The organism is Rheinheimera sp. (assembly GCF_036782235.1).
Lineage (GTDB): Bacteria > Pseudomonadota > Gammaproteobacteria > Enterobacterales > Alteromonadaceae > Pararheinheimera.
Genome location: NZ_DAIPZL010000009.1, coordinates 118,059 through 141,862, shown reverse-complemented (window position 1 = coordinate 141,862; position 23,804 = coordinate 118,059). Strand labels below are relative to the sequence as shown.

At 49.8% G+C, this 23,804-nt stretch carries 20 protein-coding genes and 1 tRNA gene; 6 read left to right on the top strand and 15 right to left on the bottom strand.

The window, feature by feature from the left end; genetic code table 11:
* Positions 1 to 73: 73 nt before the first annotated feature.
* A tRNA-Val gene (locus V7P87_RS11650) sits at positions 74 to 149 on the top strand.
* Positions 150 to 323: 174 nt separating this feature from the next.
* Here the strand turns inward: V7P87_RS11650 and V7P87_RS11645 are convergent.
* On the bottom strand, positions 324 to 1,019 hold the full coding sequence (locus V7P87_RS11645) for a hypothetical protein (RefSeq protein WP_333797584.1): 696 nt from the start codon (positions 1,017 to 1,019) through the stop codon (positions 324 to 326).
* A gap of 177 nt (positions 1,020 to 1,196) precedes the next feature.
* Here V7P87_RS11645 and V7P87_RS11640 point away from each other — a divergent pair, with 177 nt between their 5' ends.
* Positions 1,197 to 2,825, top strand: a complete 1,629-nt coding sequence (locus tag V7P87_RS11640) for a tetratricopeptide repeat-containing response regulator (RefSeq protein WP_333797583.1) — start codon at positions 1,197 to 1,199, stop codon at positions 2,823 to 2,825.
* An 11-nt stretch (positions 2,826 to 2,836) separates the two neighbouring features.
* Here V7P87_RS11640 and V7P87_RS11635 read toward each other — a convergent pair whose 3' ends face one another.
* From V7P87_RS11635 to smc, 5 genes are all read right to left on the bottom strand, one after another.
* Entirely contained in the window at positions 2,837 to 3,379 is a 543-nt protein-coding gene (locus V7P87_RS11635) for a DUF2919 family protein (RefSeq protein WP_333797582.1), read from the bottom strand.
* A gap of 153 nt (positions 3,380 to 3,532) precedes the next feature.
* Positions 3,533 to 5,572, bottom strand: a complete 2,040-nt coding sequence (ligA, locus tag V7P87_RS11630) for an NAD-dependent DNA ligase LigA (protein ID WP_333797581.1) — start codon at positions 5,570 to 5,572, stop codon at positions 3,533 to 3,535.
* Between the two features lie 263 nt (positions 5,573 to 5,835).
* On the bottom strand, positions 5,836 to 7,368 hold the full coding sequence (locus V7P87_RS11625; RefSeq protein ID WP_333797580.1) for a M20/M25/M40 family metallo-hydrolase: 1,533 nt from the start codon (positions 7,366 to 7,368) through the stop codon (positions 5,836 to 5,838).
* Positions 7,369 to 7,554: 186 nt separating this feature from the next.
* Complete coding sequence (gene zipA, locus V7P87_RS11620) at positions 7,555 to 8,385, bottom strand: cell division protein ZipA (RefSeq protein WP_333797579.1); 831 nt, start codon at positions 8,383 to 8,385, stop codon at positions 7,555 to 7,557.
* Between the two features lie 21 nt (positions 8,386 to 8,406).
* Complete coding sequence (smc, locus tag V7P87_RS11615) at positions 8,407 to 11,832, bottom strand: chromosome segregation protein SMC (RefSeq protein WP_333797578.1); 3,426 nt, start codon at positions 11,830 to 11,832, stop codon at positions 8,407 to 8,409.
* 202 nt (positions 11,833 to 12,034) lie between these two features.
* On the opposite strand from smc, the gene cysZ reads away from it, so the two are divergent.
* Positions 12,035 to 12,748 (top strand): sulfate transporter CysZ, encoded by a 714-nt coding sequence (gene cysZ / locus V7P87_RS11610; protein ID WP_333797577.1) that lies wholly within the window; start codon positions 12,035 to 12,037, stop codon positions 12,746 to 12,748.
* A 69-nt stretch (positions 12,749 to 12,817) separates the two neighbouring features.
* On the opposite strand, the gene V7P87_RS11605 is transcribed toward cysZ, so the two are convergent.
* From V7P87_RS11605 to V7P87_RS11585, 5 genes are read right to left on the bottom strand one after another with little or no spacing between them, the layout of a single operon-like run.
* On the bottom strand, positions 12,818 to 13,444 hold the full coding sequence (locus V7P87_RS11605; protein ID WP_333797576.1) for a mechanosensitive ion channel domain-containing protein: 627 nt from the start codon (positions 13,442 to 13,444) through the stop codon (positions 12,818 to 12,820).
* Between the two features lie 25 nt (positions 13,445 to 13,469).
* Positions 13,470 to 13,970, bottom strand: a complete 501-nt coding sequence (locus V7P87_RS11600) for a YcgN family cysteine cluster protein (protein WP_333797575.1) — start codon at positions 13,968 to 13,970, stop codon at positions 13,470 to 13,472.
* Positions 13,971 to 14,000: 30 nt separating this feature from the next.
* Complete coding sequence (locus V7P87_RS11595; protein WP_333797574.1) at positions 14,001 to 14,684, bottom strand: fumarylacetoacetate hydrolase family protein; 684 nt, start codon at positions 14,682 to 14,684, stop codon at positions 14,001 to 14,003.
* Between the two features lies 1 nt (position 14,685).
* The gene (locus tag V7P87_RS11590; RefSeq protein WP_333797573.1) at positions 14,686 to 15,867 is read right to left on the bottom strand and encodes a lytic murein transglycosylase; all 1,182 of its coding nucleotides are present in this window, start codon (positions 15,865 to 15,867) and stop codon (positions 14,686 to 14,688) included.
* An 11-nt stretch (positions 15,868 to 15,878) separates the two neighbouring features.
* Positions 15,879 to 16,154: a YcgL domain-containing protein gene (locus V7P87_RS11585; RefSeq protein WP_333797572.1), complete on the bottom strand. Its 276-nt coding sequence runs from the start codon at positions 16,152 to 16,154 to the stop codon at positions 15,879 to 15,881.
* Positions 16,155 to 16,335: 181 nt separating this feature from the next.
* Here V7P87_RS11585 and minC point away from each other — a divergent pair, with 181 nt between their 5' ends.
* The 3 genes from minC to minE are packed head-to-tail and all read left to right on the top strand — an operon-like array spanning position 16,336 to position 18,123.
* Positions 16,336 to 17,037 (top strand): septum site-determining protein MinC, encoded by a 702-nt coding sequence (gene minC, locus V7P87_RS11580; RefSeq protein WP_333797571.1) that lies wholly within the window; start codon positions 16,336 to 16,338, stop codon positions 17,035 to 17,037.
* Positions 17,038 to 17,049: 12 nt separating this feature from the next.
* On the top strand, positions 17,050 to 17,859 hold the full coding sequence (gene minD, locus V7P87_RS11575; RefSeq protein WP_260658466.1) for a septum site-determining protein MinD: 810 nt from the start codon (positions 17,050 to 17,052) through the stop codon (positions 17,857 to 17,859).
* Between the two features lie 3 nt (positions 17,860 to 17,862).
* Positions 17,863 to 18,123 (top strand): cell division topological specificity factor MinE, encoded by a 261-nt coding sequence (minE, locus tag V7P87_RS11570; protein WP_260658465.1) that lies wholly within the window; start codon positions 17,863 to 17,865, stop codon positions 18,121 to 18,123.
* 56 nt (positions 18,124 to 18,179) lie between these two features.
* On the opposite strand, the gene V7P87_RS11565 is transcribed toward minE, so the two are convergent.
* The 4 genes from V7P87_RS11565 to V7P87_RS11550 form a co-directional block, all read right to left on the bottom strand.
* Positions 18,180 to 19,544, bottom strand: coding sequence for a DUF4397 domain-containing protein (locus V7P87_RS11565; RefSeq protein ID WP_333797570.1), 1,365 nt, complete (start codon positions 19,542 to 19,544; stop codon positions 18,180 to 18,182).
* 193 nt (positions 19,545 to 19,737) lie between these two features.
* Positions 19,738 to 20,892, bottom strand: a complete 1,155-nt coding sequence (rnd, locus tag V7P87_RS11560; RefSeq protein ID WP_333797569.1) for a ribonuclease D — start codon at positions 20,890 to 20,892, stop codon at positions 19,738 to 19,740.
* A 177-nt stretch (positions 20,893 to 21,069) separates the two neighbouring features.
* The gene (gene fadD, locus V7P87_RS11555) at positions 21,070 to 22,728 is read right to left on the bottom strand and encodes a long-chain-fatty-acid--CoA ligase FadD (RefSeq protein ID WP_333797568.1); all 1,659 of its coding nucleotides are present in this window, start codon (positions 22,726 to 22,728) and stop codon (positions 21,070 to 21,072) included.
* A gap of 214 nt (positions 22,729 to 22,942) precedes the next feature.
* Entirely contained in the window at positions 22,943 to 23,800 is an 858-nt protein-coding gene (locus tag V7P87_RS11550; protein WP_333797567.1) for an alpha/beta fold hydrolase, read from the bottom strand.
* Positions 23,801 to 23,804 lie beyond the last annotated feature (4 nt).

The following is a 23,804-nucleotide window of genomic DNA, read 5'->3' as shown; positions in this document are numbered from 1 at the left end:
GCACCGCCCTTACAAGGCGGGGGTCACTGGTTCGAACCCAGTACAATCCACCAATCAATAGCAGTTTTCCCCAGGATGGTTAGCTCAGCTGGGAGAGCATCGCCCTTACAAGGCGAGGGTCACTGGTTCGATCCCAGTACCATCCACCATATCTTTCTGCCTTAAACAAAGCACCAAGCTGTTCAACAGCAACATTATGTTTTTATCGTTTGCTTATCAGTTCAGGTTTTAGCCTGTTGCTCTGCTGCCCCGGTTTTGTGCAGCCTGCCTACGCTTTATGCTTGCCCGATGATCTGACAGCGCTTGCAGCGCACCAGCCCTTGTCACAAGGCTGGTGTCAGTACGAGCTCAATCCCCTGATAAAACAGCGTAGTTTTGCCTTCATAACCCGAGTCTGTGCCGATAAAAAACCAGATACTGCCACTGCTGTCAGTGGTCAAGGTCAGATTTTTAGCAGGCGCCGAGCTCAGGCTTTTTGTTTTGTAGCGACTGCCATCACAGGGAATATCAGCCACAGCAATATCACCCATCACTTTGGACTGAGCACCATCCTGACTTTGATTGCCTTTAGGCACATTCAGGGTATAACCCTGTTGTTTTGGCTCAATATCGGCATAACCAAAATGCAAATACACTGACTCACCGGGCGCACCGCCAATACCCACACAACCGGCGCCACTGTGAGATAACAAAGTCACTTTGACACTGGCCTGATAGCGGGTCGAAGGCTCCAGCCCGCTGATCCGGCGTTTGATAAACATAAATAAATCGTCACTGCGATTATGGCCAGACAACATAAAACCAGTACCGCTAAAACCTGCAGGCAAAGTTTTAATACCGGCATCCAGCTGATAAATATCGGCATTGTCAGCAGGATAATCGGCAAAACCAGCCTGCCAGCCCTGTGCACCTAAATTAAACTGATAGTCAAATTTTGCATCTTTCTCGTCGCTGTTCAGCTGCACTTTGCAACCAGCCAACAGCAAAAATGGTAAACAGCAATACGCTTTGTAGTTCATTTTCATCTCCGGTGATAGTTTGACTCCAGCCTAGCCAGAGCGCTGGTGACAAGCTGTAACCATCTGTCAGCAGAATGTAAAAATCCGCCTGAGTTTACGCCTCTCAAGTGCCTGTTTCATCGTCAGTTCTGTCCTGCTATAGTAGCCAGTATCTCCTTTCAGACTCGCTGGCAATTGATGGATCAGAACCTCAGCAGAGAAATTAAAATTCTTATCATCGACGAGCAGGCATTGGCGCAGAACTACCTGCGTTTTGCGCTGGAAAAACTCGGTTATACCCAGGTGCAGTTTACCGACAAAGCCCAGACCGCCTTGCAACTGTGCAAAGATCGCCAGTTTGATCTGATTATTTGTTCTTTTAACCTGCAGCAAGGCAAAGACGGTTATCAGCTGTATGAAGAATTAAAAGTACGGCGTATTCAAAAACTCAGCACCGGCTTTATTTTTATCAGCGCCGAGACCGATCCTTCACTGGTTTATAGTGTGCTGGAACTGCAACCTGATGAATTCCTTGCCAAACCCTATACTATGCGCGATCTGCAAAGCCGGATTGAGCGGGTACTGAAACGCAAACAGGAGCTGATGCCCATTTACCAGTGGCTGGAGCAAAACCGGCTTGACCGCGCCCTGCAGCAGCTGGACCACATGTTGGCCGAAGGTCAGAACTCCAAGCTGGTGCCGGTGTTATTACGTTTTAAAGGTGATTTGTTATTACAGCTGGCCGATTATGACAAAGCCCAACTGTTTTTCCGCTCTGTGCTGGCCGTGCAGCCCTTTAACTGGGCGAGGATGGGGCTGGTGAAAACCTTGCTGGCCAAAGGGGATGTCCCCCAGGCCACAGCGGAAATGCAGTATCTGGAACAAAAAGGGGAAACCAGACTCTTTGCGTTGGAGCAGCTGGCCGAACTGGAGTTTCGCCGCGAAGAATTTGAGCTGGCGCAGCAACATCTGGAACAGGCCACCTCACTGGCGCCACGCAATTTGTTCCGCCAGCAAAAGCTGCAACAACTGTCGAGGCTTAATCACGACTACGAAAGGCAATATAAAGCCGCCCGAGATATGGTGAAATTTGCCCGTTATTCAATGTATGAGCAGCCGGAGCTGTATTTAAATCTGGCAAGGGCCTGCATTGATTTTGCCGTCAGCCTGGATGAAGACGGTGAAACCAACAAACTAAGCAAACAGGCAAACGATTGCCTCAGTAATCTGAAATCACAGTTTCCCGATGCTGACACCAAAGAGCAGCAGCTGGTGGTGCAGGCGCGGTTGTTGTATTTAAAAGATCAAAAAGACAAAGCCAAAAAACTGCTGGCTGAACTTGATCATCACCACATCGTCATCGACAACCTGGAAGCGGCTCTGGATAAAGCCAAGGCGTTACACGAGGTTGGGCTGACACAGGCGTCCAGACAATGGTTTGAACAAATCACCCGTTATTGTCAGCAACAACACACCGATCCTTACCTGAAAAGTTATTTGCAGCAGGAAAGTAACGAAAGGGCTGAACTGACCACACCACCGCGTGAGCTGAACAATATTGCCGTTATGCATTTTCAGCATGGTAACTGGCAGGCTGCTTTGGCCGCTTTTGAACATGCGTTTCGGTTATTGCCGCGCAACAGCGGCATAGCACTGAACCTGTTACAAAGTATGCTAACGGCGCCTGAACATCTGCTACCACCACAAAAACGCCAGCATCTGACCCAGGCCTGTTTACGCACCATTGAAAAAGGCAAACTGGATCCGGAACAAAACCGCCGTTTTGAGCAGCTAAAACTCAAACATCCCTCTGTGTTTGCCCGCTAACCTGATGCAGCCTAGCGGCTGGCTTGTTCGTTTTTGCTGTCAGCCTGTTCTTTATCTTCCGGCCATTCAGCAAACACCAGCGGCAGTTTTTTACTGCCAAGTAACCAGCCCAATGCCAGTATTAAAAACAGTGGCGCTAACAACAACCAGGGAGCATTCAGGGCAACAAAAGGTGGTAAATGACTGATGGTCCAGTATAAATCAACTACCACGACCGGCAGCAGCAACCATTTGCTATGCCGCCAGATAAAAAACCAGAATTTTTTTGCCCGGCCGCGCCTGAGTTTTTTGTCATAAGGCACTCTTTGAGTCAGCGCAGCAAGCACCAGCAATACCGGTAAACAAATCAGACAAGCCCGGACAAAATCGGCACTTTGTGGATACACAAAGGCCAGCATCGAACGCTGCTCCGCCGGCAAAGTTAAAGTCAGCAGCCAGCAGATATAAGGGCGCAGCAGCAGTAACAATAACAAATACAAGCGGTTTGGCACCCGATGTAAACCGTCAGCGTCCAGCAGCGGCAACTCGGCATATTTTTTCGGTTGTTCTGTCATCAGTGGCCAGCACCCCGGTTTTTTGCCGCTAAAGCGCCTGGCATAAAAGCTGGCGCGCTCCTTGTGAATGCCAATAGCAGGGTGCAGCGCGCAAAGCACAGACGCTGTGGCTCCTTGTGACCACACATCTTGATGTTCAAGGCCATGTTTATGTTAAAGCCCGTGTTCAGCAAAAAGCGCCAGCATCTGGTCTTCAGTCCAGACCGCCACCCCCAGCTCTTCGGCTTTGGCCAGTTTAGAGCCGGCGTTATCCCCTGCTATCACCGCATGGGTTTTGGCCGACACAGAGCCTGCCACTTTTGCCCCTAACTGCTGCAATTTGTCTTTGGCTTCATCCCGTCCCATTGCCGTTAGAGTGCCGGTTAACACCAGAGTTTGGCCTGCAAGCGGCTGTGCCACTTCGGCTTTGGCCGCAATTTCCGGCCAGTGCAGACCCACAGCAACTAAATCACTGATCACCTGCTGCTGATGCGCGTCCTGGAAAAAATGTAACAAACGGCCAGCCACCACAGCGCCCACGTCGGCCACGGCCAGCAGTTGCTCTAATGTGGCCTGCTGTAAAGCCTCTAAGCTGCGAAAATGGTTGGCCAAATTCAGTGCCGTGGCTTCGCCCACATCACGGATCCCCAAGGCATAAATAAAACGCGGCAATGTGGTGGTTTTAGCGTTGTTGATAGCGGCTAGCAGCTTCAGTGCCGACTTCTCACCCATTCGCTCCAACCCCACCAGAGCAGGCATATCCAGTTTAAAAATATCAGCAGGCGTATGCACCAGACCTTCGTCGACCAGCTGCTCTATCAACTTATCGCCCAGACCTTCAACATCCAGCGCTTTACGCGATACAAAGTGCTTTAGTGCTTCTTTTTGCTGCGCCGGGCAATATAAACCACCACTACAACGGCTGACGGCTTCACCTTCAATCCGCTCTATATCCGACTGACAGACCGGACACTGAGTGGGAAACACGATTTCCCGGCTTTGTTCACGCAGTTCTGGCACCACAGCAACAATTTGTGGGATCACATCGCCGGCGCGGCGCACTATCACAGTGTCGCCAATCTGAATGCCTAACCTTTGAATTTCATCCTGATTATGCAAAGTGGCGTTGGATACGGTAACCCCACCCACGCTGACCGGCTCCAGCCTTGCCACCGGCGTGATAGAGCCGGTGCGGCCAACCTGAAATTCCACATCCAGCAAACGGGTGGTTTTTTCCTGCGCCGGAAATTTAAAAGCAATGGCCCAGCGCGGCGCCCGCGACACAAAACCAAGCGCTAATTGCTGCGCCAGACTGTCGACTTTGAGCACCACCCCATCAATTTCATAAGGCAGACTGCTGCGTTTTTCACCAATCTGTTGATGATACGCCAGCGCTTCGTTGGCGCCTTGGCATAAACGAATTTCCGGGCACACAGGCAAACCCCAGCTTTTCAGCTGTTGTAAACGCTGATAGTGGCTCTGGTTATCCAGCTTGTTGTCCGGGTCCTGTACCGCCCCCACCGCATAAGCGTAAAAGCTCAATGGCCGACTGGCGGTAATTTTCGGGTCAAGCTGGCGTAAGCTGCCGGCAGCTGCGTTACGCGGGTTGGCAAACACCTTGTCACCCTTTTGTTTTGCCTCTTCATTCATACGCTCAAAACCGGCCAGCGGCATAAAAACTTCGCCGCGCACTTCCAGCACAGCTGGAAAATCCCCTTGTAAACAGAGCGGAATACAACGGATGGTTTTGATATTGCTGGTAATATCTTCGCCGGTGTAACCGTCACCGCGCGTGGCAGCTTGCACCAGCTGCCCGTTTTCATAACGGATGCTGACGGCTAAACCATCGAGCTTAGGCTCGGCACAGAAACTAAATTCTGTTTGTTGATCCAGCCGGTCAGCCATGCGCTGATAAAAGGCCAGAAAATCCTCATCGGCAAAAGCGTTATCCAACGACAACATCGGCACCTGATGTTGCACCTGCCCAAACTTATCCAAAGGTTTGGCACCGACACGCTGGGTTGGCGAATCTGCAGTCACCAGCTCAGGGAACTGCTGTTCCAGCTGTTGTAATTGCCTAAACAGCAGATCAAAATCGGCGTCGGGAATGCTGGGGTTATCCAGCACATAATATTGATAATTATGCTGATTAATTTGCGCGCGCAGCTTTGCTATCTGCACTTTGGCCGCATCGGAAGAATTTATCTGAGTCATCACATTCACAAGGTCGGGCTTTTTTTGATGGGCTATAGCATGGGGGCTAGTTAGGCTGAGTGCAAGAGGCAAAAGCTGCTGCATTGTCTGTGTACAACTCAACTGTACAAATAATAACGGGCGCTGGCATTGTGAACTCAAAAGCAGTCAGCCTGGCCCTTTCAATAACAAAGATGCTGCCAAAAGGGGCAGAGCCCCCCAGGTAAAAATGAGCAGTGAGCTCCCCTGATTAAAAGGGGCATAGCCCCTTTGGCGCAACCAGATTAGTTTTGCTGCCAGCTTAAAGTGACCCCACTGAAGCTGCTGTAAGCCCTCAGGCCAATATACCAGCTGCCGGCCTGTGGATTGCTGATACTGCAACTTTCAGTATTGCCGTTTTTATAAGGCCGGCACTGATAACTGCTGGTGGTTGGGTTGCTGCCAAAGCGCAGATATAAGTCGGCATCCCCGCTGCCACCGCTGCTATTGACCAGCAGCGACGTAGCGCCTGCCGGCACTGTCACTGTTTTATAAATCCACTGGCCTGAACTTGCCGCCAAATTAGTCCATTGGCCGCTATTGCCGGGTGGCGGTGTGGAACTGCCGGCATTACCCAGCTCCAGTGCAAAAGACAACCCCAGTTTGGCGAACTTCAGTGCATGTAAAGCGCTGGAGTCTGAATTGGCCAGGGTGTCGTTTGTGGTGTGAATACGGGGGTTGGAGCCGTTAAAACGGGCTTCAAAGGGCATAGCGGCAGCAAAACCGGCATTGTGCCATGAAGCATGGTCGGAGCAGCCATAACCACAGACATCATTGGCTTGTTGTAGTGTTGGCTGATAAATGCTGATTAAAGTGCGTAAGTAACTGTTTAATGACGCATTGGTATAGTCGGTGATCAACACTATATCTTCAGCGCTGCCTTTATAGTTGGTCATATCGAGCTGCAAAGCCGCCACTATATTGTGCCCTGCGCTTGCGGCGGCATTGGCAATATCTTTACTGCCTCGAAGCCCCACTTCTTCAGCGGCATAACCATAAAACTTAATAGTGCGTTTGGGGCGCAGATTTTGGCTGGTGATCACCCGGATAATGTCGGTCAGGGTGGCAATACCAGAAGCATCGTCATCTGCACCAGGCGCTCTGGTACTTTCAGTGGTGCCACTTTGATTGATGGAATCCAAATGGCCGCCCAGCACCACAATTTCATTGGGTCTTTCACTGCCGGTCATGGTTAATAACACCGACTGCTGATTGTAACCACTGTGACTAACGCGGCTAACACTGACCCAGCTTAAACCCGAACCCAGGCTGCTCCACTGGCTGGCTATCCAGTCAGCGGCATTTTTGCCGACAGTAGTGTTGTAATACCTGTTGGTAAAAGCCGATAAATCAGCGATGGTCTGGGCAATGCTGGCGTTATTGAGCAGCAGCAAACTGGCGTTCACCAATGTCCCCTGACTGAGCGGCGGTGCATTAAAAGTGGCCAAAGATACCGGATTGGCCACTGCCGCCATGGCTTCTTCGAGGCTGTTATGCGCAATAAAACCACCACAACGGTGTAATTCGCGGTGAATTTGACTACTCAGCGCTGGAATATCATCTTCCTGAATTTGTGCCAGTACCGGCAGGCGCACTGCCCCGGGCGTCTGCTGCAGAGGTTGCTGATTTTGCAATAACTGCAGATTTTCTCTTGGGTGCAGACTGTAAGGAGCATTTTTTAAATGTGCCGCGGTGGCCGGATCCAGCGTGATCCAGACCGGATCAGCCAAAGCGGGTAAAACCAATAAACTCAGAGGGAATAACATTAAACTTTTCATAGCTGTTCCTGGTGTTTTTATAAAAATCACTATCGGTTGATAGCGCACCAAGCCTAGAAAAGACCGTTAAAAGCACCGGATATTTGCGTGACAATTTTGTGATATCAGCATGACAAGCAGATGCCACTCAGCACAATAAAAAAACCGCCTTACGGCGGTTTTTTTTACCCTGCAGCTGTGGAACTGTTAACCCCGCAGCAGCTGCTGGCGCTGAAACTCGCGGATACGCTCCACATAATGCCGTACAGTTTGTACTGTGAGCATGCTGCGTTGACCGTCCAGTACCTGACCACCAAATTCTTCCGCCAGTTTTTTTGCGGCATTGTGCATCAGGTTAAAGTTCTGCAAGGCTTCACCTGGTCCTGGTAAGGTCATAAACAGGCTTAAACCACGGGTTTGCAGCTTGTCCATTTCTTCCAAATCAAAGGTGCCGGGATTAAACATATTGGCCAGGCTAAATAACACCTCACCTGAGCCTGCGCTGTCCTGATGGCGGTGGAAAATGTTCATTTCACCGTATTTAAAACCTAAAGTCAGCAGGCTTGGCAACAGCATAGCGCCGTTAATGTCCTGCCCTTCCGGCATCAGCACATACAAAATTAATACTTCGTTGGCAACTGGCTCAGCCTGTTGCACCTGCTCATCCGCCTGATAAGCAACCTGTTGTTCATCATCTGCGCCAGCGCTAAAGGACATTGAAGGCTCTGAGCGCTCTGCTGCACTGAGTTCAGCTTCCTGACGACGGATTTTTTTCACCGGCTCACGCAGACGGTCGCTGCGCGGCGCTCTAACAATTTCTGGTTTTGGTTGTGGTTTTTCGCCAGGTGCCAGTTTACGTTTTTTACCGACACCAAACTCATCAAAACCTTCGGCTACATCGCTATGTTTTTCTTCATCAAAAAAGCGGCTTTTTGCTTCGTGGTTTTGTTTGCGGTTACTCCATAAACCATGGATCACCAGCGCCGCCATTCCTAATACACCTGCAACAATTAACGCATAACGAAATTCTTCAGCCATCATTTTTACCTTTTTGTTCTGTCAGGCTTGAGCCATTTTCACGGCATCTTCCACATCTACTGCCACTACACGTGATACGCCGGGTTCCTGCATGGTCACCCCCATCAGCTGTGCAGCCATTTCCATCGCAATTTTATTGTGACTGATATAAATAAATTGCACCGTTTCAGACATCTCCCGGACTAAATTACAAAAACGCCCTACATTAGCGTCGTCCAACGGAGCATCAACCTCGTCCAGCATGCAAAATGGCGCCGGATTCAGTCGGAAAATTGAGAACACCAATGATAAAGCGGTTAAGGCTTTTTCTCCACCTGATAATAAATGAATAGTACTGTTTTTTTTACCAGGGGGTCTGGCCATAATACTCACCCCTGTTTCCAATAAATCTTCATCTGTTAACTCAAGGTAAGCACTGCCGCCGCCAAAAACTTTCGGAAACAATGTTTGTAAACCCGAGTTCACCTGCTCATAAGTCTCTTTAAATTTTTGCCGGGTTTCGCGATCAATTTTGCGGATCGCTGTTTCCAGCGTGTCCAGTGCACTGACTAAATCCTGATGTTGGGCATCCAGATATTGTTTACGTTCATCCTGCTGAGCAAATTCATCAATAGCCGCCAGGTTTATGGGGCCCAGCCGGTTTAATGCTTCAGTGGTTTTATCCAGCTGTTGTTGCCACACCGCTTCTGTTGCATCGGCCGGCAGGTTTTGTTGCAGCTCACGGAAATTCACTTTTTGCTCTGTTAACAGCTCCAGCATATTGTTGGCGCGAACCCTGAAACCTTCAGCATCAAGCCTGGCGCTTTCAATTTGTTTTTGTTTAGCAGCAAGAATTTGTTGCAACCCATGTTGGCCCTGTTCCAGCTCGCGCAGCTGTTGCTCAAGCGCCGACTGCTGGTTTTGCAGTTGTAATTTTTCGCCGGCAAGTTCATCACGCTGTAACAACCAGGCCTGCAACTGCTCCTGATCTTCGCCATCCGGCTCGTCCAATAAATCCAGCTGCGCCGTTAACAGCTGTAGTTTGTCAGCAAGTTGCTGCTGCTGTTGCTGACTGCGGGCTAAATGGGTGCGGGCCGCTTCCAGTTGCCGCTCCAGGCTCACCTGATTCAGCGCCTGTTGCTGTTGCTGTTGACTCAGCTGTTGCTGACGGGTACGCCATTGTTGCAGCTGTTGTTGCGCCTGCATCAGCGCGGCCTGCGTGTCCTGCGCCAGCGCCTGATGTGCCTCGAGCTCAGCCTGCACTTCGAGCTGTTGCTGTTGCCACAGCTCAAGGCTTGCCAGATCCTGTTGCTCTGATTGCACTAGTTGTTCAAGTTCTTGTTGCAGCTGCTGCAGTTGCTGCTGCTGTTGTTGCTGCTGTTGCCGGCACAATAACAGTTTGGTCTGATGCTCTGAAACTGCTGTTTTTAGCGCTTCTGCCCTGCCCTGCTGCAGGCGGAGTTGTTCTTCCTGCTGCTGTAGCTGTTGCTGCAGTTGCTGCTGCTCAAGTTCTACCCCTGCCTGTTGCTGCTTTGCATCAGCGAGTTCAGCCTGAAGTTGTGCAGCCCGCTCCGCCAGTGCCTGTGGGTTGTCCTGTTCATTTTTACCGGCAACAATACGCCAGTTCGGGCCATACCAATGGCCATTTTGCAGCATCACCGACTGATAAGGTAAAAGATGCGGCAGCATGGCAAGCGCACTTTGGTCATCGGCGGCCAGCAGAATATGGGCAAAATACGCCGGCAATACATCACCTGACACCTTCGAGGCCAGGCTTGCTGCAGCTGTCTCTGATGCTGCCTGCTGAGGTTGTTGTGCAAACAGATAATGGCCGGCCGCGTCCTGCTGATGGCCTTGGGTAATTTCACTAAAATTCAGCGCTGACAAAGCCACAGCCACGGCAACGGACCAACCGTCGGCCACCTGTAACTGGGGTAATAACGGTTGCTGCAGCAACAGTTTTTGTTGTTCTTTTTCAAGCCCAGCCAAGCTGCTGCTAAGCTGTTGTTGCTGCTGGGCAATTTTTTGTGCTTGCAGTTGCAGCTGCACTTTTTGCTGTTGCTGCGCCTCAAGATCGCTACTTAAGATTTTTAGCTCTGCCGTCACCAGCAACAGCTGCTGCTCGCTATTGGCCAGCGCCTCGCTGTGTTGCTGAAGCTCGCCGGCCAGATCCTGCGCCACCAGTGCCTGATACTGCGCTGTGATTTTTTGCTGACGTTCGCTGTTTTGTTGGAGCAACAGTTTTTTATGTTCGGCCTGTAGTTCCAGTTGTTTTAACTTTTGCTGCCACTGAAATTGCTGTTGCTGCGCGCTCAGCTGTGCCTGCTGCTGATCCTGTTGCTGCTGCTCCAGCAACAATAACTGTGCTGTCACTTCCTCCAGCTGCTGCGCCACCAGCTCAGTGTCAGGTTGCTGCTCCAGCAATTGTTGCTGCAAAGTTTCAAGCTGCGCCTCTTCTTCAAGAATTTGATCCAGCCCATGCTGTAAATTTAACGCCAGACTGCGTTTTTCATCCTGCAAACTTTGCCGGCGCTGGCGCTGATGCAGCAGCTGTTGCTCAAGGGCGCTGATATTCACCCCAAGCTGATAATACTGCTGCTGACGGCCATCCAGTTGCTGGCGCACTTCATCCAGCTCAGCTTTGAGTTCGGTCAGCTTTAAAAAGCTGCCACTGCCCTGGGTTTCAAACTGCAATAAGTCCAGCCCAAGCGCGGCCAGTTGTTGTTCTGCCTGCTGCAACTGATTGTTATAAAACAGCCATTTTAAGCAGGTCAGCTCGGCTTTATAACGCCGTTCAGTAGCTTTTAACTCTTTGTAGCGCTCAGCGGTAGCAGCCTGGCGGCGCAGTTTATCCAGGTTTTTGCCAAGCTCTTCACGCACATCCGCCAGGCGGTCGAGGTTATCGCGGGTGTGTTTAATGCGGGTTTCGGTCTCGCGGCGCCTTTCTTTATATTTGGAAATACCGGCCGCTTCTTCAATAAATACTCTGAGCTCTTGCGGGCGCGACTCAATCAGTTTGGAAATCATGCCTTGTTCAATAATGGCATAACTGCGTGGGCCAAGGCCTGTGCCTAAAAAGATATCGGTGATGTCACGGCGGCGGCATTTGCTGCCGTTGAGAAAATAATGCGACTGGGCGTCACGGGTTACCAAACGTTTCAGTGAAATTTCACTGCGATCCGCCAGGCTGCCCTGCAACTTGCCCTGGGTATTTTCAAACACCAGCTCGACAGAGGCTTGTGACACAGGTTTGCGCTGGGTTGAACCGTTAAAAATAACGTCTGTCATAGCGTCGCCACGCAGATTTTTGGCCGAGCTTTCGCCCAGCACCCAGCGTACTGCATCTATCACATTGGATTTACCACAGCCATTTGGCCCCACCACACAGGTCATGGCCGCTGGAAATGGCACCTGAGTGGGGTCAACAAAAGACTTAAAACCGGCGAGTTTGATCTGTTTAAGACGCATGCTTTCGTTATTATCGGCCTTATTGCACTTACAGAATGTAACAAAATGACTTTGGGGTGTCACGGTAAAACTATTGCCGCAAAGGGCTTTGCCTTCTAAGCTAGCCGCAATTGGGCAGATGCACTGCTGCTTTGGGCAAAATGGGTATCGCGCTGTCGCGATAAAAACGCTGCGATACCGCCATAGGTTGTAGGGAGTTGATATGCATTATTTTTTTCAGGGTCTTGGGTTACTAAGCACCAAAGGCTTACGCCGTTTTGTGCTGATTCCACTCACCATTAACCTGCTGTTATTTGCAGTGGCGTTTTTTTTCCTTTTGCAGCAGGTGCAGGGTTGGGTCGATTACCTGATGGGTTTTGTGCCTGAGTTTTTATCTTTTTTATCTTATGTCATTTGGCCTTTATTGGTGCTGAGTACAGTGTTGACCCTGGCTTTTAGCTTTACCATGGTCGCCAACTTTATTGCCGCACCTTTTAATGCGCTGCTCAGTGAAAAAGTAGAACAGCATCTGACAGGCCAGGCCTTGCCGGATCAGGGTTTTACCGCCTTTTTAAAAGATGTACCACGCATGCTGGCGCGGGAGTGGACCAAGTTTGTGTATTGCCTGCCAAGAGCGCTGATTTTTTTACTGGCGTTTTTCTTTATTCCGCTGGTGGGTCAGCTGATGTGGTTTTTGTTTACCGCCTGGATGATGGCGATTCAGTATTGTGATTATGCTTACGACAACCATAAAGTGCCTTTTGACACCATGCGCCAGCAGTTGCGTGCTGACTTAAGCGGCAGTTATGGTTTTGGCATTACAGTGGCGGTGGCCAGCATGGTGCCGTTTTTAAATTTACTGGTAATGCCGGTCGCGGTCTGTGGTGCCACTGCACTTTGGGTAGACCGCTTTAAAACCAGCCATTATCCGCGCTAACACTGCATCACAGCTTTACTCAGATAAAAAACGGCGTCTTTGGACGCCGTTTTTTTTCAGCAACTCTGCCTAAGCTTTATGTGGTAAATGGCCTTTTTGCGCCTGGCGGCGTTTTTTCCAGCGCTCCAGCTGTGAAATACCCGGCGATTTTAAACTGTTACCATGACCATCCGATTTCACCACCACAGGGCGCGATACAATAAGGTTATTCGGATACACCACCAGCTCACCGTCTTTGGTGCGAAGCACAGTGCTAAATAAATTCACTTCCACTATGGTGCCTTCAATATGATTGCTGCCGTCAATGACCCGCACAGTCGCGCCCTGGGCAAAACTGCTTTGCCCGAGCAAAATAAAAAAAGCAGTGATATTGCTGAGTAAACTCCAGGCGGCAAATAAAGCCACACCGACCACGGCAATCATCGAGGAAGCCAGTACCAACAGGCCTTTAATATCGATGCCCCAGACGATACTCAGCACCACCACCAGCAATAAAAACAACAGGATATGAAACACCACCATAGCGCGGCGGTTCATTTCCTCTTTGAGCATAGTGGCGGCGATAGTACGGTAAATAAAAGGCGCAATACGGCGGCTTAATACCGCATAAAACAGCAGCACTATGCTGCTGATAATGATTTGCGCTATGGCCGGGCTAAAAGCCAATAATTCTTTGTATTCGGCTAACCAGTTCACCTGCAAATTTCCTTCTGTGTGCAGCTTAATCTAAATCGTTCAGCGGCCAGCTGACGATATGATCTTCAAAATCTTCCAGCCTGACCGCTGCTTCAGAAATGGTTTTGTTGCGCACCGACATCTGTTTTTTATGCATCAGACTTTTTTTGCCGTTATTAAGCAAAGGATGCCAGCTTGGTAAACCCCGGCCTTCCTGCAAACGGCGGTAACTGCAGCTGGTTGGCATAAAAAAGATATCTTTTAAATTTTCTTTGGTTAATTTCACACAGTCCGGCACCAGCACAGTGCGGTTGTCATAACAGCTGCATTCACACTTATTGCTGTTCAGGTACTGACAAGCAATATTGGTAAAATACACTGTTTCTTCCGGCATGATGTAGTCGGTTGGCCCTTCCAGACTTTCATCTTCTTCATGAATAAATTTGTTCAGACAACATTTGGCGCAGCCATCACAGACGGCTTCCCATTCGGCAGTTGTCATTTCTTCCAGCGTTTTGGTTTCCCAGAACTTATCTTGTAACGTCATTTTTATTCCTGTGTGCCCAAAGGCAACATATTAAAGCTGGCTGCTGACACTGGTCTGAACGTCCAGCAGCACTCTGCTGCCGCTTTGCAGGCTTAATTGCAGCTTATCACCTGGTGTTAAAGGGCCAACACCGGCCGGAGTGCCGGTCAGTACCACATCACCTGGTTCCAGACTGAACCACTGGCTCATTTCACTAAGCATTCGGCTAATCCCCCGGATCATCAAACTGGCATCCCCTTGCTGGCGCGGCTCGCCATTCACATAAAGGGAAAATTGCAGCTGCTGCGGCGACTGAATAACCTCAGCAGGCACAAAAGCACCCAGCGGGCAGGCACCGTCAAAACCTTTGGCTATCTCCCAGGGCCGCCCCAGCTGTTTTAATTTTGCCTGCACGTCGCGCAGCGTTAAATCAAGCGCCAGACTATAACCCCAGACAGCGTCCATCACTTCATCTTCACTGGCTTTGCTGAGTTTTTTGCCGATCAATACCGCAATTTCGGTTTCGTTGTGTACAGCACCATGCTGGCTTGGAATGGCAAATTCAGCCGCTAACGGGCACAAGGCTGAAACCGGTTTGATAAAAAACAACGCCTCAGGTGCAGTTTTACTTTGCATTTCCTGGATATGATCCAGGTAATTTTGCCCGATACACACCACTTTGCCTTTAGGCAAATGGATGACTTTCCCCTGCCAGTCCAAATGTTGATAACTCATGCTATCCCCGTTTTTTTGCTGTGGTTGCAGTTTTTGTATTGCTGTTGGCCCGGCTGATTTCATCGGCCAGATAACCAACACTGCTGACAAAATAATAAGAGCGGTTCCAGTGCATCAGCGTCTGATAATTGTGATAGGCCAGATAAGCCCGGCCCTCTTTATCGTCCGGCATCACCAGTGCTGCTTTTAAATCGCGCCCTGGCAAGGCAGTGCCGTCGATATTGGTCAGCCCCAATTTGCGCCACTCGCTGAGCGGTCGCTCTGATTGTGCCCACCACTGCAGCCACTGGGCACGGTCTTTACTGCCTTTTGGGATCACCAGACTAAAATCGAAGTTTGGCGGTAACTTCACCTGCCGGCCCCAGGTCACCCCTTGCTGCCAGCCTTCGGTTTTTAAATAATTGGCGATAGAGGCAAAAGCATCAGATCTGTTAGTCCAGATATCTTTATGCCCGTCACCATCACCGTCCTGCGCATATTTCATAAATGAGCTTGGCATAAACTGGGTATGGCCCATAGCGCCGGCCCAGGAGCCTTTCATCTCCGTCAGGCTGATATGCCCCTGCGCCAAAATATCCAGCGCTAAAAAAAACTCTTCTTTAAAAAAGGCTTCCCGTCTGCCTTCATAAGCCAGCGTTGCCAGTGCCGATGGCACTGAATAATTGCCGGTAATACGGCCAAAGGCACTTTCCAGCCCCCACAGCGCCACCACAAAACGGGCCGGCACACCGTATTTTTGCTCCACCTGTTTTAATTCGGCCTGATGGGTCTGATACATCTTCACAGCCATATCAATACGCTGTTTATTCACCCGTTTTGGCAAATAAGTATCTAAAGTTTCTACAAATTCCGGCTGACCTTTGTCAGCAACCACCACTTTGGCGTGAAAGGTCAGGCTGGCAAATACCTGCTCCACCAGCTTTTTGTCATAACCACGCGCCAAAGCTTCTTTTTTCAGAGTTTTGCTGTACAGGGCAAAACCTTTGGCGGTTTTTTCCTCTTGTGGTTTTACCTGGGCCTCTGGCTGTGTTTTTACTGTACTTTTAGCCGTACTGGTTGAGGTACTGGCTGGCGTAGTTGCCAAGTTAGTTGCCGAAGCAGCGGCCGCTTGCTGATCAGATGCCTTGCTGCTGCAGGCGGCACCCGACAAGGCCAGAGAGGCCATCAATACAAATCGAAACAAATCAAACTTCCTTATTTTTTTGCTAACCAGTCTTTATGCTCGGCCAATAAATCTTCCGGCGGTGGTGGCAACTGCAGATAAAAACCCTGCTCATTCAGCATAGTTTTCACTTTCTCCAGATCGGCACCTGCTAAATGGCTGCGTTTAGTTAAATCCAGCACTGTCACCAGCTGAGGTTTACCAAAGGTTTCCAGCAATGCTTTGGGTACACTACTGAAGTCATCTCTTTTGAGCAGATATAAATAGGTTTGTTCTTTACGCGGGCTTTTATAAATGACGGTCAACATGGCACAAAATCTACTCTGGGTAACTTGCCTAACACTGGCGCAGACTATACCATGAAGCGCTTAGCTTGCGAACCGTTGCCACAGCTTACAGAACTGGTCAAAAAGACCGTTTTGAACCAAGGCAAGGCGCGCAGGAAAGATAAAAATAAACCTAATCATTCATTTTGCACTCGCGGTTGTTATGTCGGATCACTCATTTGAGTTAAAAGGAAGTTTGTTTCCTTTATCAGTTTTATATTGTCAGGATTTCAGCGTTGCAGCGCTGCGTAGCCAATTGCAGCAAAAACTGGCGCAGGCACCTGGTTTTTTTCTGCAGGCACCTGTGGTGATCAATGTAGAAAACGCCAAACAGATCCCCGATTTTATTGCCATTAAACAGTTGTTTATCGAACTGCAGCTGGTGTTGGTCGGGGTTTGTGGTGCCAGTAGCGAGCTGAAAAAAGCCGCCCATCAGGCCGGTCTTGCCGCTTTGCAGCTGAGTAAAAATACCAAAGCAGAACCGGCAAAAACTGTGGCTGCAGCGCCGGCGCCAGCGCCTGCTCCGGTAGCGCCGGTCGAAAACAAACTGATTGAGCAAAACATCCGCTCAGGCCAGCAAATTTATGTCAAAGGCGCAGATTTAATTATCAAAGGTACAGTCGGCGCCGGTGCAGAAGTCATTGCCGATGGCAATATCCATATTTACGGTTCTTTGCGTGGTAAAGCTATTGCAGGCGCCAGCGGGGACAGCAGTAAAAAGATCTATTGTTACAATATGCAACCCGAGTTAATCTCGATTGCCGGTAACTATTGGTTAAGTGAAAGCCTGCAAGGCGAATTTTGGGGCAAGTCGGCTTGTATCAGCTTGCAGGACGGTCAATTAGTATTAGCAGAATTATTCTAAGGATTGTGTGCTATGGCAAAAATCATAGTTGTGACTTCAGGTAAAGGTGGTGTTGGTAAGACCACCTCCAGTGCCGCTATTGGTACTGGCCTGGCATTAAAAGGCCACAAAACCGTCATTGTCGATTTTGATATCGGCTTGCGTAACCTTGACCTGATCATGGGTTGCGAGCGTCGTGTGGTGTATGACTTTGTTAATGTGATCAACAATGAAGCAAATTTAAAACAAGCACTGATCCGTGATAAACGTCTGGACAATCTTTATATTCTGCCGGCCTCACAAACCCGTGATAAAGACGCTTTATATAAAGAAGGCGTAGAGCGCGTGCTGAACGAGCTGTCAGAAGAATTTGATTTTATTATCTGCGACTCACCTGCCGGTATTGAATCAGGTGCCATGATGGCATTGTATTTTGCCGACGAAGCCATAGTCGTCACCAACCCTGAAGTATCATCAGTGCGTGACTCTGACCGTATCCTGGGCATGTTATCCAGCAAGTCGCGCCGTGCTGAACAGGGATTGCCGGGCATTAAAGAACATTTATTGTTAACCCGCTACAACCCTGAGCGTGTTGTCAAAGGCGAGATGCTGAGTGTGGAAGACGTCAATGAAATTCTGGCGATCAAACTGCTGGGTGTGATCCCTGAATCTCAGGCCGTCCTGAATGCGTCAAACTCAGGCCAACCTGTGATCCTGGATACCGAAAGTGACGCAGGTCAGGCGTATTTAGACACAGTTGCCCGTTTATTGGGTGAAGAAGTGCCGTTCCGCTTTTTAAATGTGGAGAAAAAAGGCTTACTCAAACGGATTTTCGGAGGCTAACTTATGTCGCTGCTCGACTATTTCCGCTCCTCCAAGAAAAACACCGCATCGACTGCTAAGGAGCGGTTGCAGATCATCGTTGCGCATGAAAGACGCCGTCGCACCAGTCCGGATTATTTGCCGCAGCTTGAACGCGATATTCTGGAAGTGATCCGCAAATATGTGGATATTGCCGATGATCAGGTTTCTGTGACTTTAGAAAAGAGCTCTGATGAACTGTCGGTTCTGGAATTAAACGTCACTTTCCCGGAAGAAAAACGTTAAACCGGAAAAACCAAATAAAAAAGGCCGCTATGCGGCCTTTTTTATTTAAAAATTACTTAATTAAAGTCATCCAGCAAAATCAGGCCAAGAGGCGCGGTGCGGTTCACACTGTCGCGGGCCACTGCGGTATAAATTTTATTACCGGCAAGTGTTAACGCCAGTGGACCAATGGCCGCAGTTTTACTGCCGGCCGGTGTTACTGTCACCACATAATTGCCAGGCAACAGCGACACATAACCGGTTTGGGCTTTAAAAGGCACATTGGCAAAAGCAGGAGTGGCGCTGCTGATATCTGAGCTTGCTGTCACATAAATATCGACATTGCCAGCCAGAGTAGAAGCATGCACCAGCCTGATCTGGGCTTCAGTGGCAATACGTCTTGGATTATCTGCCAGTACCAGTGGTGTGATACTGCCCTGCCCCAGTGAGCCGGTAGCCAACACAGTCGCAAAACTACCAGAGGTCAAATTCAGGTCGGCGTTAATCACCACCACAGAATTGTCGGCCGCTGCCGCAACTTTCACGTTGTAGTTACCTGGGGTCAGATTGGCGTAACCGGTAAAATTCGGGAAAGCCAGGTTTGGAATGGCTTTTGTGTTGTTCAATAACAGGTCCACCGCCGGTGCATCAGACACTGCATGCACCACCCGGACATCTGCGGTGCTGTTGGCATCTTTAATATCGGCATAGGTGCCATTGGCATTGACCGCCAGCAAAGACACTGGGGATGGGCCGGCAAATCTGTTGTTAATGGCAGCGATAATGACATCAGCACCGGAAGTAAGGGCCACAGTGCCTGAATCAAACACCACTGTGTCTGGTTTGGCAGGTAAGGTGATCCGCACCTGATAATTGCCTGCGTTCAGCGTCAGCGGTGCTGTAAACTGACGAAAATCCAATGTGGCGGCAACAGTGCCCGAACTTAACGCAGCACCGGGCGCCGTCACGTGAACATCCACCATAGGCGCACTGGCCGCGGCATGAACTACCCGCACTCTGACATTCCCTGTTGCCACAGCAGCAACCGGAGTGGCCACCACCAGCGGCGCAACAGTGCTGGCGGCAGCAGAGCCTATCGCAAACACAGTGTAGCTGTTATCGGCCGACAACATCACACCCGGAGCGTTGATCACCCTGGCTTTGCCGTTTTGTGGCAACAAAGCATCAACCCCCAGGTTGTAACTGCCTTCCGGCAAACTCACCAGATTGGTGCTCTGAGCATAATCCAGTTTGGCGACCTGCAATAACTGGCCACCATCGATACTAACCGCAGGTGCGTCACTGACCGCATGCACCAGCTTAATACTGCTTTGTTTCACCGGCGGCGGGGTCACCACAGGAGCCGGGTCGTTATCACTGTTACAGGCGCTGAGTGCACCGGCAGCAAATACCACACAGACTAACTTTTTCATCCATTGCATTTTAGTTCTCCACTTTGAAATAAGCGAAGTTGTTACGCCGGCAGCAAAATGCAGGATCAGAGACAACAACGGACAAAAATAGAACAAAAACGTCGAAAAAAAGCGCTGATCCTGATGAAAAAAGCCGCGGTAATACGCGGCTTTTTTGCTTTTGGATCAGCTGTGATTGGCGCAAAGGCTCAGGCCTTTTTGCTTATTGTGCGGCAATGATCGCCTGCACATGCACAGGTTGTGGCAGATAAGGCAGCAGCAAGCTGCGACGCCAGCCGCGCAAATATTCAGGTTGTGGCAGCAACAACCGCTCTTCGTCGGTAACCCGCCAACACCAGTTCAGATATTCATTCAGCTGACGTTTGACACTTAAAAAAGCCGCCGGAATATCAGCCGCCTTGGCCGCTTGTTGCACCGCATCGGTCAAATCCTGCTGCAGTTGTTTAAAACCCGGAAAGCTATCCTGATGATAAAAAGTCTGCGGACATTGCTGCGGACTTAGCGCTTTGGCGGCACTGACCAGATTTAAAATCTGCTGGCCATGGCGTCTGAGTTCACGTGGGTGTAAATCCGGCACCTGCGCCAACGCTTCCATGGTGGTCGGGCGGCGTCTGGCCAGTTCGTACAGCAGAGCATCTTTAAGCACCAGGCCCAGCGCCATATCTTTTTGTTCGGCATAAGTTTGCCGCCAGGCACACAACAGTTTCAGCACCGCCAGCTCCCGTGGCTGACACTGCCAGCTGTTTTTCAGCTCCAGATATTTCAGCTCGGGTGGCAACACAAAAAAACGCCGGCGGATCATCTGCTCGCCTTCCGCCAGCAATAAATCAAATAATTCCGACCTGGGTAACTTACTGATGAGTAAATCTTTCAGCGGCCAGAGATACAACACATCATTGGCGGCATATTCAAGCTGAGTGCTGGCTAAAGGCCGGGCCAGCCAGTCAGTGCGGGATTCACTTTTATCCAGTACCCGCCCGCTCAGCTGCTCCACCATTTTGCCATAACCTAAACTGGCGCCCATGCCGGCGAGCTCAGCCGCCAACTGGGTGTCGAATAAAGGCCGGATCTCAACTAAACCGATGGAGGCAAAAGCTTCTAAATCTTCGTTGCAGGAATGCAGCATTTTTAGCACTGTTGGTGCGCGCAGCAGTGCATCCAGCGGTTGCCAGTCGCTGATACAAAGCGGGTCGACCAACACCACTTCATCACCTGCATACAGCTGAATCAACCCCAGCTTCGGCTGCAAGGTATTGGTGCGGACAAACTCAGTGTCGACCGCCAGACAATCGGACAACTGTGCTTTGGCACAAAATTCAGCCAGCTGCTGATTTTCAGTGATGATGCGGTACGACATGCAAAACTCCAGACGGCAAATGCCAGACAACAAATATCAAACAACAGATTTCAAACAACTGGTCTGAGCCAACTACACCGGACATAAAAACCGGCACTACAACTTTGGATAGCACAGCCTGAAAAACAAATAAAAAAACCGGCAAAACGCCGGTTTTTTATGGAGTCACAAAGACTGTTATTGGCCTTTAAGCTCACGGCGTAAAATTTTGCCCACGTTGGTTTTGGGCAACTCTGTGCGAAATTCTACCAGCTTCGGTACTTTATAGCCCGTTAAACGCTCTTTACAGTGTGCGATCAGCTCCTGATCGGTTAAAGACTGGTCTTTTTTCACCACAAAAATCTTCACCGCTTCGCCTGTTGCTTCGTTTGGAATACCGACAGCGGCCACTTCCAGCACTTTTTCGTTCATCGCGACCACTTCTTCAATCTCGTTTGGATACACGTTAAATCCAGAGACTAAAATCATGTCTTTTTTGCGATCAACTATATAAAAGAAACCCTGCTCATCCATCCGGGCGATATCGCCGGTGTACAACCAGCCGTCTTTTAACACCTTGTCGGTTTCTTCCGGCCGGTTTAAATATCCCAGCATCACCTGCGGACCCTGCACCAGCATTTCACCGGCTTCACCAGGCGCCACTTCATTGCCATTATCATCAATCAGTTTGATATGGGTTGAAGGTGCCGGCAAACCAATGCTGCCGTTAAAACCATCCAAATCAAAGGGGCTAACGGTCACCAGCGGCGCACATTCAGTTAAACCATAACCTTCCACCAGACGGCTGTGGGTGACTTTTTGCCAGCGCTCTGCCACAGGTTTTTGCACTGCCATACCCCCACCTAACGACAACTTCAGCTTGCTAAAGTCAAGGTCAGCAAAACCCGGGCAGTTTAATAAACCATTAAACAAAGTGTTAACGCCGGTAATGGCAGTAAATGGGTATTTGCTAAGCTCTTTGACAAAACCGGGCATATCACGCGGGTTGGTAATAAGCAGGTTGGTACCGCCGTATTTCATAAAAGTCAGGCAGTTGGCTGTTAAGGCAAAAATATGATAAAGCGGCAGCGCTGTCACAATAAACTCTTTACCAGGCGCCAGAATAGGCCCGATACAACCAGCCACCTGTTCCAGGTTCGCCACCATATTACGATGGGTCAGCATAGCGCCTTTGGACACACCTGTTGTACCGCCTGTGTATTGCAAGAACGCCAGATCTGCACCTGTCACCACCGGCTTTTGGTATTTCAGCTGCGCGCCTTGTTTTAACGCGTTATTAAAGGTTTTCAGCTGTGGCAGCTGATAAGCAGGGATCATCTTTTTAACGTGTTTCACCACAAAATTGACGATGTTGCCTTTGATAAAACCCAGCATGTCACCCATTTTGGTCAGGATCACATGATCAAGCTTCACCTGGTTGATCACGTCGGCCAGGGTATGGGCGAAGTTTTCAACAATCACAATGGCTTTGGCCTGGGAGTCGTTCAGCTGGTGTTGCAGTTCACGCGGCGTGTACAGCGGGTTCACATTAACCACGGTACAACCCGCGCGCAACACCCCTAATAAAGCAACCGGATACTGCAGCAAATTTGGCATCATAATGGCAACAGCGTCACCTTTTTTCAGGCCAAGACCCTGTTGCAGATAAGCGGCAAAGTGGGTACTTAAGGTGTCCAGCTCAGCGTAAGTAATTGACTTGCCCATATTAATATAAGCAGTGCGGTCGCTGTAGCTGGCAATAGATTGTTCGAAGATGTCTAACAATGAACTGTAGTGATCGGCATCAATTTCGGCCGGCACTCCGGTGGGGTAACGCTTTAACCAGACTTTATCCACCATCCTCTCCTCGTCGTCAGTTCTAATTATTTTTATAGGAAGCTTCGCAGTGTTATGCAACTTAAACGCATAAGTTTGTACAATCACTACGCACTCTGAGTTTTTACTCTAATCCTCAATCATCCCACAATTGTTGCGGTTGCACAATTAGCCTGCTGCATTCTGTGCTGCTCCGGCCGAATAAACAAGATATAGAGCATTGATTTAAAAGAAATTAACTAGCATTTTCTTCAGCCAGGAAAGCTCGGATCTGTGCCGCTACCGCCTGTGGTTCTGTCATATGCAGATGGTGCCCGCCTGCAAGTTCTTTCACTTGCAAATGTGGATAAACAGGCAAAAACAACGGTTTGGCCTGCGCCATCATCTCTATGCTATTGCTGGCCAAAATCGCCAGAGTTGGCTGTTGAATATCTGCAATCAACTGCAGTGCCTGCGCCCTGGAAAACCGGTAAGCCGACACTTCGCGCAAACGTAAATCGGCGGACCAGGTCCAGCGTGGGGCTTGTTTTTCAGCGGCCACGAGTTCGGTGCCACGCTCGGCCAGTAGCATAGCCTGCGCCATGGCAAAATCACTTTGTTGTAAACGGGCCCCGGCTGCCGCTTCCAGGCTTGGATAATAAGGTTTGCGTTTATCCAGCCGTTTTTGCCGCGACAATATGGCCTGACGCAGCTGCTGTGTTGTATTGTGCTCTGGCGCTGTCACCAGGCCTAAACTGTCAATCAATACCAGACTTTTGACATATTCCGGAAAAGCTGCGGCAAAAGCGCCGGCTATCATACCACCCATTGAATGCCCTATCAGATGCAAAGGTCCGGCATCTAACAGGTTGACCAGCTGCAACAGATCGTCCACCCAATCAAGAAAATGATAGTGAGCATCCGGGCTTCGGTGTTGTGAGCGGCCATGCCCCGGCAAATCAATAGCCAACAGCTGAAATTCAGGCAGTGCCTGGGCTAAGGGTAAAAAACTGTTGGCATTATCCAACCAGCCATGTAAACAAAGGCATAAAGGTGCCTCTTCGGCACCCGAGCGCCAGCCTTTTAATTGCAACTGGCGTAACTGAAAACTCACAGCC

What these genes read in the sequence shown, in the direction of transcription:
- minC (WP_333797571.1), top strand. Translation starts at nt 16,336, where the DNA reads ATGTCGGATCACTCATTTGAGTTAAAAGGAAGTTTGTTTCCTTTATCA.
- V7P87_RS11635 (WP_333797582.1), bottom strand. Translation starts at nt 3,379, where the DNA reads ATGACAGAACAACCGAAAAAATATGCCGAGTTGCCGCTGCTGGACGCT.
- V7P87_RS11640 (WP_333797583.1), top strand. Translation starts at nt 1,197, where the DNA reads ATGGATCAGAACCTCAGCAGAGAAATTAAAATTCTTATCATCGACGAG.
- V7P87_RS11595 (WP_333797574.1), bottom strand. Translation starts at nt 14,684, where the DNA reads ATGAGTTATCAACATTTGGACTGGCAGGGGAAAGTCATCCATTTGCCT.
- zipA (WP_333797579.1), bottom strand. Translation starts at nt 8,385, where the DNA reads ATGGCTGAAGAATTTCGTTATGCGTTAATTGTTGCAGGTGTATTAGGA.
- minE (WP_260658465.1), top strand. Translation starts at nt 17,863, where the DNA reads ATGTCGCTGCTCGACTATTTCCGCTCCTCCAAGAAAAACACCGCATCG.
- V7P87_RS11625 (WP_333797580.1), bottom strand. Translation starts at nt 7,368, where the DNA reads ATGAAAAGTTTAATGTTATTCCCTCTGAGTTTATTGGTTTTACCCGCT.
- rnd (WP_333797569.1), bottom strand. Translation starts at nt 20,892, where the DNA reads ATGTCGTACCGCATCATCACTGAAAATCAGCAGCTGGCTGAATTTTGT.
- smc (WP_333797578.1), bottom strand. Translation starts at nt 11,832, where the DNA reads ATGCGTCTTAAACAGATCAAACTCGCCGGTTTTAAGTCTTTTGTTGAC.
- V7P87_RS11585 (WP_333797572.1), bottom strand. Translation starts at nt 16,154, where the DNA reads ATGTTGACCGTCATTTATAAAAGCCCGCGTAAAGAACAAACCTATTTA.
- cysZ (WP_333797577.1), top strand. Translation starts at nt 12,035, where the DNA reads ATGCATTATTTTTTTCAGGGTCTTGGGTTACTAAGCACCAAAGGCTTA.
- ligA (WP_333797581.1), bottom strand. Translation starts at nt 5,572, where the DNA reads ATGACTCAGATAAATTCTTCCGATGCGGCCAAAGTGCAGATAGCAAAG.
- V7P87_RS11645 (WP_333797584.1), bottom strand. Translation starts at nt 1,019, where the DNA reads ATGAACTACAAAGCGTATTGCTGTTTACCATTTTTGCTGTTGGCTGGT.
- V7P87_RS11600 (WP_333797575.1), bottom strand. Translation starts at nt 13,970, where the DNA reads ATGACGTTACAAGATAAGTTCTGGGAAACCAAAACGCTGGAAGAAATG.
- V7P87_RS11565 (WP_333797570.1), bottom strand. Translation starts at nt 19,544, where the DNA reads ATGCAATGGATGAAAAAGTTAGTCTGTGTGGTATTTGCTGCCGGTGCA.
- minD (WP_260658466.1), top strand. Translation starts at nt 17,050, where the DNA reads ATGGCAAAAATCATAGTTGTGACTTCAGGTAAAGGTGGTGTTGGTAAG.